General features: G+C 68.7%; 17 protein-coding genes. All 17 read left to right on the plus strand.

The features are described from left to right. The first annotated feature begins 41 nt into the window (after positions 1 to 41). The 17 genes from hisS to AC5P9C_RS12210 all read left to right on the plus strand — a co-directional run bounded on the left by hisS (position 42) and on the right by AC5P9C_RS12210 (position 15,188). Positions 42 to 1,439, plus strand: coding sequence for a histidine--tRNA ligase (gene hisS, locus AC5P9C_RS12130; RefSeq protein WP_343542560.1), 1,398 nt, complete (start codon positions 42 to 44; stop codon positions 1,437 to 1,439). Continuing rightward, positions 1,439 to 1,732: a hypothetical protein gene (locus AC5P9C_RS12135; RefSeq protein WP_206149807.1), complete on the plus strand. Its 294-nt coding sequence runs from the start codon at positions 1,439 to 1,441 to the stop codon at positions 1,730 to 1,732. Before hisS ends, AC5P9C_RS12135 begins: the two co-directional genes overlap by 1 nt. A gap of 407 nt (positions 1,733 to 2,139) precedes the next feature. Beyond that, positions 2,140 to 2,448, plus strand: coding sequence for a YerC/YecD family TrpR-related protein (locus AC5P9C_RS12140; protein WP_049471317.1), 309 nt, complete (start codon positions 2,140 to 2,142; stop codon positions 2,446 to 2,448). Positions 2,449 to 2,482: 34 nt separating this feature from the next. After that, on the plus strand, positions 2,483 to 3,394 hold the full coding sequence (gene hisG, locus AC5P9C_RS12145; RefSeq protein WP_021202834.1) for an ATP phosphoribosyltransferase: 912 nt from the start codon (positions 2,483 to 2,485) through the stop codon (positions 3,392 to 3,394). Then, positions 3,391 to 4,686 carry a histidinol dehydrogenase gene (hisD, locus tag AC5P9C_RS12150; protein WP_049471319.1) on the plus strand — a complete coding sequence of 432 codons (1,296 nt, stop codon included), beginning with the start codon at positions 3,391 to 3,393 and terminating at the stop codon, positions 4,684 to 4,686. The genes hisG and hisD overlap by 4 nt, the downstream gene beginning before the upstream one ends. After that, a complete protein-coding gene (hisC, locus tag AC5P9C_RS12155; protein ID WP_329849776.1) occupies positions 4,683 to 5,777 on the plus strand; it encodes a histidinol-phosphate transaminase in 1,095 nt (364 codons plus the stop codon). The genes hisD and hisC overlap by 4 nt, the downstream gene beginning before the upstream one ends. Further along, the gene (gene hisB / locus AC5P9C_RS12160; protein WP_053462805.1) at positions 5,774 to 6,847 is read left to right on the plus strand and encodes a bifunctional histidinol-phosphatase/imidazoleglycerol-phosphate dehydratase HisB; all 1,074 of its coding nucleotides are present in this window, start codon (positions 5,774 to 5,776) and stop codon (positions 6,845 to 6,847) included. Before hisC ends, hisB begins: the two co-directional genes overlap by 4 nt. Next, the gene (gene hisH, locus AC5P9C_RS12165; RefSeq protein WP_049471324.1) at positions 6,844 to 7,446 is read left to right on the plus strand and encodes an imidazole glycerol phosphate synthase subunit HisH; all 603 of its coding nucleotides are present in this window, start codon (positions 6,844 to 6,846) and stop codon (positions 7,444 to 7,446) included. The genes hisB and hisH overlap by 4 nt, the downstream gene beginning before the upstream one ends. Continuing rightward, positions 7,443 to 8,177 (plus strand): 1-(5-phosphoribosyl)-5-[(5-phosphoribosylamino)methylideneamino]imidazole-4-carboxamide isomerase, encoded by a 735-nt coding sequence (gene hisA / locus AC5P9C_RS12170; protein WP_057494492.1) that lies wholly within the window; start codon positions 7,443 to 7,445, stop codon positions 8,175 to 8,177. Before hisH ends, hisA begins: the two co-directional genes overlap by 4 nt. Continuing rightward, positions 8,171 to 8,947, plus strand: a complete 777-nt coding sequence (gene hisF, locus AC5P9C_RS12175; RefSeq protein ID WP_053462807.1) for an imidazole glycerol phosphate synthase subunit HisF — start codon at positions 8,171 to 8,173, stop codon at positions 8,945 to 8,947. The genes hisA and hisF overlap by 7 nt, the downstream gene beginning before the upstream one ends. Beyond that, positions 8,937 to 9,557, plus strand: coding sequence for a bifunctional phosphoribosyl-AMP cyclohydrolase/phosphoribosyl-ATP diphosphatase HisIE (gene hisIE / locus AC5P9C_RS12180; RefSeq protein ID WP_343541365.1), 621 nt, complete (start codon positions 8,937 to 8,939; stop codon positions 9,555 to 9,557). Before hisF ends, hisIE begins: the two co-directional genes overlap by 11 nt. An 81-nt stretch (positions 9,558 to 9,638) precedes the next feature. Next, complete coding sequence (locus AC5P9C_RS12185) at positions 9,639 to 11,228, plus strand: calcineurin-like phosphoesterase C-terminal domain-containing protein (protein WP_164688002.1); 1,590 nt, start codon at positions 9,639 to 9,641, stop codon at positions 11,226 to 11,228. A 33-nt stretch (positions 11,229 to 11,261) separates the two neighbouring features. Continuing rightward, positions 11,262 to 11,546, plus strand: coding sequence for a hypothetical protein (locus AC5P9C_RS12190; protein WP_005409434.1), 285 nt, complete (start codon positions 11,262 to 11,264; stop codon positions 11,544 to 11,546). Positions 11,547 to 11,630: 84 nt separating this feature from the next. Continuing rightward, positions 11,631 to 12,653, plus strand: a complete 1,023-nt coding sequence (locus tag AC5P9C_RS12195) for a glucokinase (protein ID WP_150826536.1) — start codon at positions 11,631 to 11,633, stop codon at positions 12,651 to 12,653. 51 nt (positions 12,654 to 12,704) lie between these two features. Continuing rightward, on the plus strand, positions 12,705 to 13,703 hold the full coding sequence (locus tag AC5P9C_RS12200) for a glycosylasparaginase (RefSeq protein ID WP_343541368.1): 999 nt from the start codon (positions 12,705 to 12,707) through the stop codon (positions 13,701 to 13,703). Continuing rightward, positions 13,700 to 14,431 (plus strand): copper homeostasis protein CutC, encoded by a 732-nt coding sequence (locus tag AC5P9C_RS12205; RefSeq protein ID WP_329849764.1) that lies wholly within the window; start codon positions 13,700 to 13,702, stop codon positions 14,429 to 14,431. Before AC5P9C_RS12200 ends, AC5P9C_RS12205 begins: the two co-directional genes overlap by 4 nt. Positions 14,432 to 14,759: 328 nt before the next feature. Beyond that, the gene (locus AC5P9C_RS12210; protein WP_258027080.1) at positions 14,760 to 15,188 is read left to right on the plus strand and encodes a hypothetical protein; all 429 of its coding nucleotides are present in this window, start codon (positions 14,760 to 14,762) and stop codon (positions 15,186 to 15,188) included. Positions 15,189 to 15,454: the final 266 nt, after the last annotated feature.

Here is a 15,454-nt window from a genome sequence, read left to right on the forward strand (position 1 = left end):
GTCGCCCCCTCCCACGTCCCGTTCCAGCAGGAGTTCCGCCCGTGATCAAGCCCCGTACCCCGCCCGGCACCCTTGAGCTGCTGCCGCGCGAGCAGATTGCGTTCCAGCGCATGCTGGACGTCATCCGCCGCAACTACGAGCGCTTCGGGTTCCTGCCGGTCGAGACGCCGGTGTTCGAACTGTCCGACGTGCTGCTGACCAAGTCCGGTGGCGAGACTGAGCGCCAGGTGTATTTCGTGCAGTCCACCGGTGCGCTGGCCAATGCGGCCGAATCGGGTGACCGTTCGCTGCCGGAAATGGCGCTGCGTTTCGACCTGACCGTGCCGCTGGCGCGCTACGTGGCCGAGCACGAACACGAGCTGACCTTCCCGTTCCGCCGCTACCAGATGCAGCGCGTGTACCGTGGCGAACGCGCCCAGCGCGGCCGCTTCCGCGAGTTCTACCAGTGCGACATCGACGTGATCGGCAAGGACAGCCTGAGCGTGCGTTACGACGCCGAGGTGCTGGCGGTCATCCACGCGGTGTTCTCGGAACTGCGCATCGGCGATTTCAGCATCCAGTTGAACAACCGCAAGTTGATGCGCGGCTTCTTCGAAAGCCTGGGCGTGGCCGAAGGCGAGCGCCAGCTGGCGGTGTTGCGCGAAGTGGACAAGCTGGACAAGCGCGGCGCCGATTACGTGCGCGAGACGCTGGTGGGCGAGGGTTTCAACATCCCGGTCGAACAGGTCGAGAGGATCCTGGCGTTCGTAGCCGTGCGTTCGCAGGGGCATGCCGATGCGCTCGCGCAGTTGGCTGCCCTTGAAGCCGACGCCGGTTCTTCGGAGATCCTGCGCACTGGCGTGGCCGAACTGCGCGAGGTGCTGCAGCTGGTGCAGGCGCTGGGCGTGCCGGAAACCGCGTACTGCCTGAACTTCTCCATTGCGCGCGGCCTGGACTACTACACCGGCACCGTCTACGAGACCACGCTGACCGACCATCCGCAGATCGGCTCGATCTGCTCGGGCGGCCGCTACGAAGACCTGGCCAGCCACTACAGCAAGTCGAAGCTGCCGGGCGTGGGCATCTCCATCGGCCTGTCGCGCCTGTTCTGGCAGCTGCGCGAAGCCGGCCTGATCGACGGCATCGAGGCCAGCAGCGTGCAGGCACTGGTGGCACTGATGGACGAGCAGGGCATGCCGCAGTCGCTGGACATCGCGCGCCGCCTGCGCGCCGGTGGCATCAACACCGAGGTGCAGATGGAGCCGAAGAAGATCGGTAAGCAGTTCCAGTACGCGGCCAAGGCCGGCATCCGCTTCGTGGTGCTGGCCGGCGAGGACGAGCTGGCACGTGGCGTGGTGGCGGTGAAGGACCTGCTGCGCGAGCAGCAGTTCGAAGTCTCCCGCGACGAGCTGGCCAGCACCCTGCAGGTGGAGCTGGAGCAGTCCAAGGCAATGGCGTGATGCGGGCCGCCGCAGGGGCGCTGTGCGTGCTCCTGCTGGCGGGCTGCCAGAGCGACCCGGCGCTGCGCAGTGCACGGATAGGGCCGGCACAGTACCGGCTGCAGGTCGATCGCTGCCACGTGATCGATCGCGCGCAGCTGGAGGGCGACCTGCAGGCCCTGGCCTCGCGGACGTGTCCTGCCGGCGCAGGGGCGTTGGAAAACATCCAGTCCCTGCCGAGCCGGCAGGGCATCTTGTTCGGCGAATGCCTGCGGCGCGGGGCGCTGCAGGCCGAGGTGCGCTGCCTGCCCTGAGTCGGCCAGATTGTTGATTTGAAAGCAGAACGCCCGCCCTTTGGTGGGCGTTCTGCGTTTGCGGGCGAAGCGCAGTCGAGCATGGCTCGACTCTACAAAAGCCGGTTCCGATCCGATCCATGCTGTTCTGACAGATCGCGGTCAACTGTCGAAGGCGGGGTGGGTCCGGTTGAGGGGGCGTGAGCCGCATGGATGCGGCGACCGAGCTTACATGGACGTACTTGCAGCGCCCCCCTCAACCGGATCCATCCCGCCAACCCTCGGGAAACCGCCTTTTGCTGTTGCTCTGGCTCTTGCCTCTGCGGGTGCAGGGCAGCCTTGCCGCCCCCCAACCCCCGATTTGACGCACCGCGCAAGAATGCGCTAATGTACTAACGCGCTATTACATTGATGCATGGACCCGACCCGTGAAAGCCCGCCCCGAGATTGCAGCCAAAGACCCCAAGGCCGACCTGGAAGCCCTGGCCCGGGCCTTTGCCGCCCTGCGCGAGCCGGAGCAGGTCGAGGCCTTCCTGCGCGACCTCTGCACCCCGGCCGAGCTGGAGGCCATGGCCGACCGCTGGAAGGTGGTGCCGTTGCTGCAGCAGGGCGTGCCGTACCGCGAGATCCACGAGCGCACCGGCGTCAGCGTGACCACCACCGGACGGGTGGCGCGCACGCTCGAGCATGGCCATCGAGGCTATGCCGCTGCCATCGACCGCCTTGCCCTGCGCTGATCCGCGCCCCGTTCCGAACTTCGAGACCTCCCCCATGAGTGCAACCCAGGCAGCGCCGGCACGAGACCGGCTGCGTATCGCCATCCAGAAGAGTGGCCGGCTGGCCGAGCCCGCCCGCAACCTGCTCAGCGCGTGTGGCCTGAGCTGGCGTGAGAGCCGCGACAAGCTGTTCTGCTATGGCGAATCGCTGCCGGTGGACCTGCTGCTGGTGCGCGACGACGACATCCCCGGCCTGATCGCCGACGGCGTCTGTGATCTCGGCATCGTGGGCCGCAACGAGCTGGACGAGCAGGCCGCGGCGCGGCGCCAGATCGGGCTGCCCGATGCCTACCAGGCGTTGCGCGGGCTGGGCTTTGGCCAGTGCCGGCTGATGCTGGCAGTGCCCGAGGAGTGGCAGTGGCAGGGACCGGCGCAGCTGGCCGGTACCCGCATCGCCACCAGCTACCCGGCCATCCTCAAGCAGTGGCTGGCCGAGCAGAACGTGGATGCACAGGTGGTCGAGCTGTCCGGTTCGGTGGAAATCGCCCCGCGCCTGGGCACGGCCGACCTGATCTGCGATCTGGTGTCCAGTGGCGCGACACTGCGCGCCAATCAGCTGACCCCGGTGCACAACCTGCTCGACAGCGAGGCGGTGCTGGCCGGTGCGGTGCGCGTGCCGGATGATGCGCGCGCATCGCTGCGCGCGATGCTGCTGCGCCGCCTCGACGGCGTGGTGCAGCGCCAGGACCGCAAGCTGCTGATGTTCCGCGCCAGCGAGGATCGCGTAGACGCGCTGGCGCAGCTGCTGGCCGATGCCGAGCCGCTGGTGCGGCTGCCGGCCGATGGCGGCGCGCTGCGCCTGCAGACCATGTGCCCGGGCCCGCTGAGCTGGCAGCGCATGGAAGAGCTCGAGCGCGCCGGCGCGCAGGGCCTGATGGTGTTGAGCGTGGAGCGGTCGCTGGCATGAACCGTCTGACCTGGTCCCGACTTGATGAAACCGCGCGCCGCGCCGCGCTGACCCGCCCGGTGCAGACCGTGGCGCAGCAGACCCGCGACGCGGTGGCTGCGCTGATCGCGCAGGTGCGTGCGCAGGGCGACGACGCGCTGCGTGCGATCACCGCGCGTTTCGATGGTGTCGAGCTGTCGTCCTTTGAAGTGAGCGAAGCCGAATTCGCCGCTGCAGAAGCCGCCGTGCCCGCCGAACTGCGCCAGGCCATGGTGGACGCCGCCGAGCGCATCGCCCGCTTCCACGCCGCCGGCATGGGCAAGGGATACGCGGTGGAGACCGCGCCGGGGGTGGTCTGCGAACGCATGCTGCGTCCGATCGGACGGGTAGGGCTCTACGTGCCGGCCGGCAGCGCGCCGCTGCCGTCCACCGCGCTGATGCTGGGCGTGCCGGCGCAGCTGGCCGGCTGCCCGCAGGTGGTGCTGTGCACGCCGCCGCGTGCCGATGGCACGGCTGATCCGGCGGTGCTGGTGGCCGCGCGGCTGACCGGCGTGCAACGCGTGTTCAAGCTGGGCGGTGCGCAGGCGATCGCCGCGATGGCCTATGGCACGGCCAGCATTCCGGCCTGCGACAAGCTGTTCGGGCCGGGCAACAGCTTCGTGACCGAAGCCAAGCAGCAGGTCGCACAGGACGGCGCCGCCGCCATCGACATGCCGGCCGGTCCCTCGGAAGTGCTGGTGATCGCCGATGCCGGCGCCAATCCAGCGTTCGTCGCCGCCGACCTGCTGTCGCAGGCCGAGCACGGCCCGGATTCGCAGGTGCTGCTGCTGACCGACGATGCGGCGATGCTGGCCGCGGTCGAAGCCGAAGTGGAGCGCCAGGTCGCCCTGCTGCCGCGCCAGCAGATCGCACGGCAGGCCTTGTCGGCGTCGCGGCTGATCCTGGTCGATGCGTTGGCCGAGGCGTTCGCGATCAGCAACCGCTATGCGCCCGAGCACCTGATCCTGGCCCTGCGTGAACCGCGCGCGTGGCTGGACAAGGTGCAGGCAGCCGGCTCGGTGTTCCTGGGGGATTACACCCCCGAGGCATTGGGCGACTACTGCAGCGGCACCAACCACGTGCTGCCCACCGCCGGTGCCGCGCGCGCCTACAGCGGTGTCAGCGTGGCCAGTTTCCAGAACCTGATCAGCGTGCAGAGCGCCAGCGCCGCCGGCCTGGCGGCGATTGGCGGCTGCGCGCGCATCATCGCCAGCGCCGAAGGCCTGGACGCCCACGAGCGTGCGGTGGCATTGCGCATGGAGGCGGCGGCATGAGCGCGGCGATCGAGGACGTGCTGGCGCTGGTGCGCCCGGACCTGCAGGCGTTCGCCGGCTACAGTTCGGCGCGCAGCGCGGCGGTGCAGGGCGAAGTCTGGTTGAATGCCAACGAGTCGGCCTGGGCCAATCCGGCCGATGCCGCGGGCAGCAGCCGACGCTATCCGGAGCCGCAGCCGCTGGCACTGCGCGAGGGCCTTGCCAAGCTGTATGGCGTGCAGGCGCAACAGCTGCTGATCGGTCGTGGCAGCGACGAAGCCATTGACCTGCTGGTGCGCGCCCTGTGCGTGCCGGGCCGCGATGGCGTGCTGGTCACGCCGCCGGTGTTCGGCATGTACGCAGTGTGCGCGCGGCTGCAGGGGGCTGCACTGATTGAAGTGCCGCTGGTGGACAGCGAGGATGGCCTGCGCACCGACCTGGATGCGGTGATCGACGCGGCCAAGGCCCGCAATGCCACGCTGGTGTTCCTGTGCGCGCCGTCGAACCCGGCCGGCAGTGACATCGCGCTGGACGACGTCGAGCGCGTGGCCGTTGCGCTGCGCGGACAGGCGCTGGTCGTGGTGGACGAGGCGTATGTGGAATACGCGCAGCGCCCGTCGGCGACGACGTTGCTGGCCGCGCACGCCAACCTGGCGGTGCTGCGCACGCTGTCGAAGGCGCATGCGCTGGCCGCGGCCCGCATTGGAACCCTGATCGCCGCACCGGAGCTGATTGCCGTGCTGCGCCGCTGCCAGGCGCCGTACCCGGTGCCGACCCCGTGCGCCGAACTGGCCGTGCGGGCACTGCAACCCGACGCGCTGGCGCGCACCGCCGAGCGGGTGGCGACGGTGATCGCCGAGCGCGAGCGCCTGCGTGCAGCCCTGGCCGGCCTGCCCGGCGTGCGCCGGGTGTACGCCTCGGCAGGCAACTACCTGCTGGCGCGCTTCGCCGACGCCCAGGCCGCATTCGATACGCTGCTGGACGCAGGCGTGGTGGTGCGCGACCAGCGCGCCGCGCCGCAACTGGGTGATGCACTGCGCATCAGCATCGGCAGTCCCGAAGAGAATGACCGCGTGCTTGCGGCCCTGTCGGCGCGGAGGGCCGCAGCATGACCCCGATCCTGTTCATCGACCGCGACGGCACCCTCATCGAAGAGCCGTCCGATTTCCAGATCGACGCCTACGAAAAGCTGCGCTTCGTGCCGCAGGTGATCCCGGCGCTGCTGAAGCTGCGCGACGCCGGCTATCAGTTCGTGATCGTCACCAACCAAGACGGCCTCGGCAGCGACAGCTACCCGCGTGCCAGCTTCGACGGCCCCAACGACCTGATGCTGCAGATCTTCGAAAGCCAGGGCATCACGTTCCGTGACGTGCTGATCGACTGCAGCTGGCCGCACGACAATGCGCCGACCCGCAAGCCGGGCATCGGACTGATGACGGCTTACCTGCAGGACCGCAGCATCGACTGGGCGCGCTCGGGCATGGTCGGCGACCGCATCACCGACCTGCAGTTCGCCGACAACCTCAACATCCGGGGCTTCCAGCTGCGCACCGAGCAGTTCGGTGGCGAGTGGGACTGGCCGGGCATTGCCCACGCGCTGGCCGACGCACCGCGTACCGCCGTGGTCCAGCGCAACACGAAAGAAACGAAGATCCGCGTGGAACTGGACCTGGACCGTGCCGGTGATGCACGCATCTCCACCGGATTGCCGTTCTTCGACCACATGCTGGAACAGATCGGCAAGCACGGCGGCTTCGCGCTGGACATCCAGGCCGAGGGCGACCTGCACATCGACGAGCACCACACCATCGAAGACACCGGGCTGGCCCTGGGCCAGGCCCTGCGCGAGGCGCTGGGCGACAAGCGGGGCATCGGCCGCTACGGTTTCACGCTGCCGATGGACGAGACGCTGGCCAGCGCCGCGCTGGACTTCAGTGGCCGGCCATATTTCGTGTTCGAGGGCGAGTTCAAGCGCGAGCGGGTGGGTGACATGCCCACCGAGCTGGTGCCGCATTTCTTCCGCTCGCTGTGCGATGCCAGCGGCCTGAACCTCAACCTGCAGGTGCGCGGTGACAACGATCACCACAAGGTGGAGGCCTGCTTCAAGGCATTGGCGCGCGCACTGCGCCCGGCGCTGGCCCGCCAGGGCACGGCGCTGCCGAGCACCAAGGGGGCGCTGTGAGCGACGTTGCGCTGATCGATGCCGGTGGCGCCAACCTCGGTTCGGTGCGCTACGCACTGGAGCGCCTGGGCGCGACGGTGCGGCTGGTGCGCGATGCGGACGGCCTGGCCGGTGCGCAGCGGGTGATCCTGCCCGGCGTCGGCGCCGCCGGTCCCGGCATGCAGCGCCTGCATGCGCAGGGCCTGGTGGAACCGCTGCAGCGGCTGGAGGTGCCGCTGATGGGCATCTGCCTGGGCATGCAGCTGCTGTTCGAGCGCTCCGAAGAGGCCGGCGTGGAGACATTGGGACTGATTCCCGGGGTGGTGCGCAAGCTGGTGCCGGCCTGTGGCATCCGCGTGCCGCACATGGGCTGGAACCGCCTGCTGCCGCTGCGTGAGTCGCTGCTGCTGCGCGGCGTACCCGAGCGCGCCAGCGCCTACTTCGTGCACAGCTATGCGGCGCCACTGAACACCCACACGGTGGCTGCCTGCGACCATGGCGGCCTGTTCACTGCCGTGGTGGAGCAGGGCCGCTACTACGGCGCGCAGTTCCATCCCGAGCGCTCCGGCGAAACCGGTTCGCTGATGCTGCGCAATTTCCTTGAGGGCACTGCTGCATGAGTTTCATCGTCTACCCCGCGCTGGATATCCGTGATGGCCGCGTGGTGCGCCTGCGCCAGGGCGACTATGCGCAGGAAACCTCCTATGGCGATGACCCGTTGCCGCGCGCGCAGGCCTTCGCCACGCAGGGCGCGCAATGGATGCACCTGGTCGACCTGGATGCCGCCCGCGCCGGTGGCTACACGCTGGCGCCGCTGCTGGCGGCGATCCGTGCGCACACGCCACTCCAGGTGCAGACCGGCGGTGGCGTGCGCGGCCGTGACGACGTTGCGCGCATCCTCGACGCTGGCGCCGGCCGCGTGGTGGTCGGTTCGCTGGCGGTGCGCCGCCCCGACGAAGTGGTCGGCTGGCTGGGGGAGTTTGGTGCCGAGCGCATCACGATCGCGCTCGACGCGCGCCAGGATGCACAGGGACAATGGCAGCTGCCGGTGCACGGCTGGACCGAAAATGCCGGGGTGACCCTGGACGAGCTGGCCCAGCGCTACGCGCGCGCCGGCATGCGCCACCTGCTGTGCACCGACATCGCCCGCGACGGCATGCTGGCCGGGCCCAACATCGGCCTCTACCAGCACCTGTCGGCATTGCTGCCGGGCGTGGCGGTGCAGGCGTCCGGCGGCATCCGTGACGTGGCCGATGTGGCCGAGGCCCGTGCCGCTGGCTGTGGCGGTGCGATTCTCGGCAAGGCGCTGCTGGAGCAGCGCATGGACCTGGCGGAGGCGCTGGCATGTTGAGCCGCCGCATCATTCCCTGCCTGGACGTGCGCGACGGCCGCGTGGTCAAGGGCGTGCGCTTCCGCGACCACGTCGACATGGGCGACATCGCCGAGTTGGCGCAGCGCTATCGCGACCAAGGCGCGGACGAGCTGGTGTTCTATGACATCGGCGCCAGTCCCGAAGCGCGTTCGGTGGACGTGGCGTGGATCGAGCGCATCGCGCGCCTGATCGACATTCCGTTCTGCGTGGCCGGTGGCATCGACAGCGTGGAAACCGCGCGCCGCGTGCTGTTTGCCGGTGCCGACAAGGTGTCGATCAATTCGCCGGCGCTGGGCCGGCCGGAGTTGATCACCGAGCTGGCGGACGAGTTTGGCGTGCAGTGCGTTGTGGTGGGCGTCGATTCGGTGCGCGAGGCCGACGGGCAATGGCGGGTGCGTCGTTTCAGCGGCGATCCGGACAAGACCCAGGCGGTGCCGCTGCGCACCCTGGACTGGATCGTCGAAGCACAACGGCGTGGCGCGGGCGAGATCGTACTGAACTGCATGGACAGCGATGGCGTGCGCCGCGGCTACGACGTCGCGCAGCTGCAGCAGGCGCGGGCCCTGTGCCAGGTGCCGCTGATCGCCTCCGGCGGTGCCGGTGCGATGGAGCATTTCGCCGAAGCCTTCGACCAGGCCGACGTCGACGGCGCGCTGGCCGCCAGTGTGTTCCACAGCGGCGCGATCGCCATTCCGGAATTGAAGCGCTACCTGCGCGCACAGCAGATCGAGGTGCGGGATGTCTATTGAAGTGAGGCCCTCTCCGGACGCGTTGCAGGCGCTGGACTGGGGCAAGGGCGACGGCCTGCTGCCGGCGGTGGTGCAGGATGCCGACACCCTGCAGGTGCTGATGCTCGGGTATGTCAGTGCCGAATCACTGGCCGCCACGCTGGCCATCGGCCACATGACCTTCTTCAGCCGCAGCAAGCAACGGCTGTGGACCAAGGGCGAGCAGTCCGGCAACGTACTGGTGGTGCAATCGATCAGCGTCGACTGCGATGCCGATACGCTGCTGGTGATGGCACGCCCGGCCGGTCCGACCTGCCACACCGGTGCCGAGAGCTGTTTCGACCAGGCGCCGAGGGATTTCCTGGGCGGGCTGGGCCAGCTGGTGGCCATGCGCGAGGCGCAGCGCCCGCCCGGCAGCTATACGACCAGCCTGTTCGAGGGTGGCATCCGCCGCATCGCGCAGAAGGTGGGCGAGGAGGGTGTGGAGACCGCCCTGGCGGCGGTGGCGCAGGATGACGAGGCGCTGCTGGGCGAGGCCTCGGACCTGCTGTACCACCTGCTGGTGCTGCTGCGCGCGCGCGGGCTGTCGCTGGATGATGCGCGGGCAGTACTGGAAAAACGCCATCGCTGAAGTGTGGTAGTGCCGGCCGGAAATGCAGCCGAGCGTGGCGGGGCTCTACAATACCGCGTCTCTTTTTGCCGGATCTCTCCCATGAAACTGCCTGCCGCCTGGCTGTGCTGCCTGTTGCTGACCTCGCCGGCCTGGGCCGCGGACACCGTGGTCACCGGCAAGGTGTATCTGGAGCGTGACGGCAAGCCTGGCCGCGGTGCGACCGATCCGGGCCTGGCCGGGGTGCAGGTTTCCAACGGCGAGACCATCGTCAAGACTGCCGCTGACGGCAGCTACAGCCTGCCGGTGCGCGACGGCCAGACCGTATTCGTGATCAAGCCCGATGCCTACGCCTTCCCGAAGGCGGCCGATGGCCTGCCCTCGTTCTGGCGCCACTATCGCCCGAGCGGCTCGCCGGCGCTGAAGTACGGCGGCATCGCCGCGACCGGCGGCGTCACCCGCAACTGGGATTTCGCCCTGCAGTCGGACCGCCATGACAGCCGTCGTGGCTTCCAGATGCTGGTGTTCACTGATTCGCAGACCGCCAGCCTGAAGGACATCGGCTACTACCAGCAGTCGATCGTGGCGCCGCTGGTCGGGCAGACCAAGGCACGCATGGGCACCACCCTGGGCGACATCGTCAACGACGACCTGACCCTGTACCCGGCGATCAACAAGGTCACCACCGAACTCGGCGTGCCGTGGTTCCATGTGCCGGGCAACCACGACCTCGACTTTGATGCGGCCAGCGATGCGCATTCGCTGGACAGCTGGCGCAACATCTATGGCCCGGACACCTACGCGGTGGAAGAGGGCGGCGCCAGTTTCGTGTTCCTGGACGACGTGGTGTATGACCCCAAGGCCAGCCCGAAGTACGTCGGTGGCCTGCGCGAAGACCAGTTCGCCTTCCTCGCCAGCTACCTGAAGGGCCTGCACAAGGACCGCCTGCTGGTGCTGGGCATGCACATCCCGCTGTTCGACGCGGCACCGGGGCGGGAGACCTTCCGCCACGCCGACCGCCAGCGCCTGTTCGACCTGCTGAAGGACTTCCGCAACGTGCTGGTGCTCAGCGGCCACAGCCACACCCAGCAGCACGTCTACCACGGCAAGGCCGACGGCTGGAACGGCGACAAGCCGCTGCATGAGTACAACGTCGGGGCCAACTGCGGTGCGTTCTGGTCCGGGGTGAAGAATGCCGCCGGCGTGCCGGACAGCACGATGAGCGATGGCACGCCGAAGGGCTATGCGCTGCTCGACGTGGCCGGCAACGGCAGCTACCGGTTGCAGTACCGGGTGGCGGGCAAGCCGGCCAGCGAGCAGATCGGCCTGCATGCACCCAAGGTGCTGCGCCAGGGGGCCTACCCGGCGTGGGGCGTGTACGCCAACGTGTACATGGGCGAAGATGCCAGCGTGGTCGAGTACCGCGTCGATGGTGGCGCCTGGCAGCCGATGAAGCAGGTCAGCCAGCCCGATCCGCGCCTGATGGTGGAGAACGTGGCCGACGACCTGGCCGACAGCCTGCGCGGCTACGACCGCTCACCGGAGGCCACCGCATCGCCGCACCTCTGGCGCGGTGCGCTGCCGACCGACCTGGCGGTGGGCAGCCACAAGGTTGAGGTACGCTCCACCCAGCCCGATGGCGCGGTGTTCACCGCGACCACCCGCTACAGCCTGCAGGCCGCCCAGCCCTGATCCCGCACCACCGTTCCAGCGAAAGGACCCCGCATGGATATCCGCTTCATGGCCGGCACCACGCCGGTCACCCTCAGCCGCCACTGGTTCACCGGCGCGATGCTGCTGCAGAGCGCCACCGAGAAAGTCTGGGTGCAGCATCCGCTGCATCCGGGCACCCACTTCTCGTTCTCGCTGGTACAGTCGTGGCTGCGACATATCGCCGGCCACGAAGTGCTGGTCGAGCGCACCCGGCCGCTGTTGTTCGCCGGCTTCCGCCCGCAACGACTGCGCGTGCTGGTGGACGGCGTGCAGGTGGCCGAGCAGGAAGGCATGTAGGCCAACCTGAACCGCCGTCGCGCTAGGCAAAGTGGCCCCGATGCCTGAGAATCGGGGCGATTCAATCGATCCAAGCAGGCCAGCGTGACCATCGCAGCAGCGTCCCCGGTTTCCTCCGACTCCACCTGCGGCGGTCTTCCGCGCCGCCTGGTCGTCGCCGATGTTGGCGGCACCTTCGCCCGCCTTGCGCTGGCTGAAACCGCACCTGGCAGGGCGCCGTCGTTGGGCAGCCACCGCACCTATGCCTGTGCCGAGCATCCCAGCCTGGCCGCGATCCTGGCTGACTTCACCGCAGGCCTCGGCCAGCCGATGCAGACCGCAGTGGTCGCCATCGCCGGCCTGCTCGATGGCGACGTGCTGATCAATTCCAACCTGCCGTGGACGGTGTCGCTCGCAGCCACGCGCGCGCAGTCCGGGCTGCGCGAACTGCAGCTGATCAATGATTTCGAGGCGGTGGCGTTGGCCATTCCCTTCCTTCAGCCCGACACGCTGGTGCCGCTGAATGGCGACGCGGATCCGGCGCAGGCGTTCCCGGCACTGGTGCTGGGCGCCGGTACCGGCCTGGGCGCTGCGCTGCGCTTCGCCGATGGCGAGCGCCCGGTGCTGGCCAGCGAGATCGGTCATGCCGCGCTCGGCGCGGGCAATGCGCTGGAACTGCAGGTGCTGGGCAAGCTGCTGCAGCGCTGGCCGCATGTGGACAACGAGCGCGTGCTGTCCGGCAGTGGCCTGATGAACCTGTATCCGTGCCTGTGCGAGCTGCGCGGCGTCACCCCGGTGTGGAGCAGCACCGAGGCACTGATCGGCGCCGCGCGCAGCGGCGAGGATGCCCTGGCGGTGGAGACGCTGCAGGTGTTCTGTGCCTGGCTGGGCAGCCTGGCCGGCGACGCAGCGATCGCCGTCGGTGCGCGTTCGGTGTACCTGGCCGGGGGCATTTCCGCACATGTGCAGGATTTCCTGGCCGATGGCCGCTTCCGTGAGCGCTTCCTCAACAAGGGCGTGCTGACCGAGGTGCTGCGCCAGGTGCCGGTATGGCGCGTGGAGCACGGCCAGCTGGGCGTGCTCGGCGCAGCGGTCTGGCACGCCGCACGGCAGCCCACGCACGACTGATCGTCGGGGCCGGCATCGGGCCGGCCGCGCATTGCAGACTGGGAGGGGAAGATGGTGGATCGCAGGCAGTTCCTGCAGGCCGGTGCACTGGCCGCGGGCATGGCGGCCTTGCCGGGCGTGCATGCACGCACGCAGGGTGGGGCCAGGGTGGTTTCCACCTGGGACTTCGGCGTGCCGGCCAACCAGGCCGCATGGAAGGTGCTGGCGCAGGGCGGCAGCGCGCTGGATGCGGTGGAAGCGGGCGCACGCTGGGCCGAAAGCGAGCTGTGCAACCCCACCGTCGGCCATTGCGGCAACCCTGATCGCGACGGCGTGCTCAGCCTGGACGCGAGCATCATGGATGGCGATGGCCGTTGTGGCGCGGTGGCCGCGCTGGTCGACATCCTGCATCCGGTGTCGGTGGCCCGCAAAGTGATGGAAAACAGCCCGCACGTGCTGCTGGTCGGCGAGGGCGCGCAGCAGTTCGCGGTGCAGCAGGGGTTCGAGCGCAAGCATCTGCTGACGCCGCATGCCGAAGCGGCCTGGCGCGAGTGGCTGAAGACCGAGAAGTACCAGCCGGAGATCAACGCCGAGCGGCGAGGTATCCCCGGCAACAGCGACAACCACGACACCATCGGCATGCTGGCGCTGGATGCCCAGGGCCGCCTGGCCGGTGCGTGCACCACCAGTGGCATGGCCTGGAAGCTGCACGGCCGGGTCGGCGACAGCCCGATCATCGGTGCTGGCCTGTATGTCGACAACGACGTCGGAGCGGCCACTGCCTCGGGCGTGGGCGAGGAGATGATCCGCAACGCCGCCTCGTTCCTGGTGGTCGAGCTGATGCGCCAGGGGCGTTCGCCGGCGCAGGCCTGCCGCGAGGCGATCGACCGCGTCGTACGCAAGCGGCCTGAAGCGAGCAAGACCTTGCAGGTCTGCTTCCTGGCGATGAACAAGCAGGGCGAGGTCGGTGCCTACGCGCTGCATCGCGGCTTCGTCTACGCGGTGTGCGATGCGCAGCGCCAGGATGACCTGCGCGACTCGCCGTCGATCTACACGAGCAGCCAGGCGTGAGCACGCGGCTGACTCTGGAGGTCGCCAGCAATTCGCTGGCCTCGGCGCTGGCCGCGCAGGCCGGCGGCGCCGACCGCATCGAGCTGTTCGACAACCTGGCCGAGGGCGGCACCACGCCGTCCTTCGCCAGCATCGCGATCGCACGCGAACGCCTGTCGATCCCGCTGTTCGTGCTGGTGCGGCCACGCCCGGGCGACTTCCACTACGACGCGCTGGAAACCGAACTGATGCTGCGTGACATCGCGCAGTGCCGCGCGCTGGGCTGCGATGGCGTGGTGATCGGTGCGCTGGACGTGCAGGGTGGCATCGACCTGGCGCTCTGCCGCGAGCTGGTCCAGGCCGCCGGGCCGTTGCAGGTGACCTTCCATCGCGCCCTCGATGCGGCCCGCGATCTGCCGGCAGCGCTGGAGCAGGTGATCGGGCTGGGCTGCCAGCGCGTGCTGACCTCGGGCGGCCAGGTCAGCGCCGAAGCGGGCGTGGATATGCTCGCCGGTCTGGTCACCCAGGCGGCAGGCCGCATCACGGTGATGGCCGGTGCGGGCCTGGGGCCGGCCAACATCGCCACCGTGGCACGACGGAGTGGCTGTACTGAACTGCACGCGTCCGCAAAAGGCCTGCGCCGCTCGGCGATGCAGTTCCAGAACCCGGCGCTGCGCGGTCTGGACCCGGACTGGAGCCAGACCAGCACCGCGACCGTGGCCGCACTGCGTCAGGCACTGGACGGCTGATCGCAGGGCCGGGGTCGGTTCCCTTCGCAGAAGGGCTCCGACCCCGCTGTCGAACGCGCACCCCTTGCCGAAAAGTGACGCTTCTGACGTGCGCGGATCGCCAGTCCGTCTGCCAAACAGCGGAACGCAGGGGCATCCATGTTTCCGTGTAGACGATCAAGCGGGGATTGTTGACAGTGGGTCCGACTCCCCGTGGCAATGGCCCTCCTTCCGCATGTCTCGACTGCTCTTGCTGCTTCTCTGTCTGCTGCCCACCGCCGCAATAGCTGGAGAGGAGGGACGGCCCCCACTGTTGATCTGGACGGCGGCCGGACCGGAGGGAGGCGGCATGGACGCTGTGCTGGACGGCGTGACGCTAGCCGCTGCTGCTACTGGCGCGTTCGTCGACACGCGCGTACATCGAATCGGGAAGAAGCGCTTCCGCGCGCTGTATCAGGTGTTCGATTCAAACGCCTCCAACCCGATGGGGCACTGTGGGGCGGGGCACGAGATCCGTATGTTCGTCTACGATTTGACGTCGCCGAAGCCCATTGAACGCGGCAGGATCCTGGTCAGCAGCTGCCTCGAATCCGTGTCCCTCGCCAGCCAGAACGCAGGGCGGCCCTACAGTGAATCCGACTTTTCCTCGGTCATCTGGCGGGGCGACGGGTTCACCATCGAGTGGTGGGGTAATGGGCCCGGAGGCGTTACGTCGAGCCACTACGCCCTCCGAAATGGCCGCTTCGTCCCAACTCGCTCGAGTGAGGGGAATCGCTGAGGGCGGACAAAACCGTTCCGCGCGCGGCTGTCGTGACCGTGTCACGTCTTCGTGCGCCGGTCTCTCAATGATGTTTCGCAACCCTTTGATTGTTCTGCGTAGAGGAAGCCGTTAACGGCATTTCCCCGGTCATTGCTGCATCGCCGCATGCCCGGTGTGGTTCAGCTGTGCTTTAGTTTGGATCGATCCACAGGGGAGGTGCCGTATCGGTCGTGAACCGATCCAGGCGCCTGGATCCGTCGTAGTGCCGCGCCACCGTCCGCCCG

This window comes from Stenotrophomonas sp. YJH_SMC_10 (assembly GCF_059371555.1).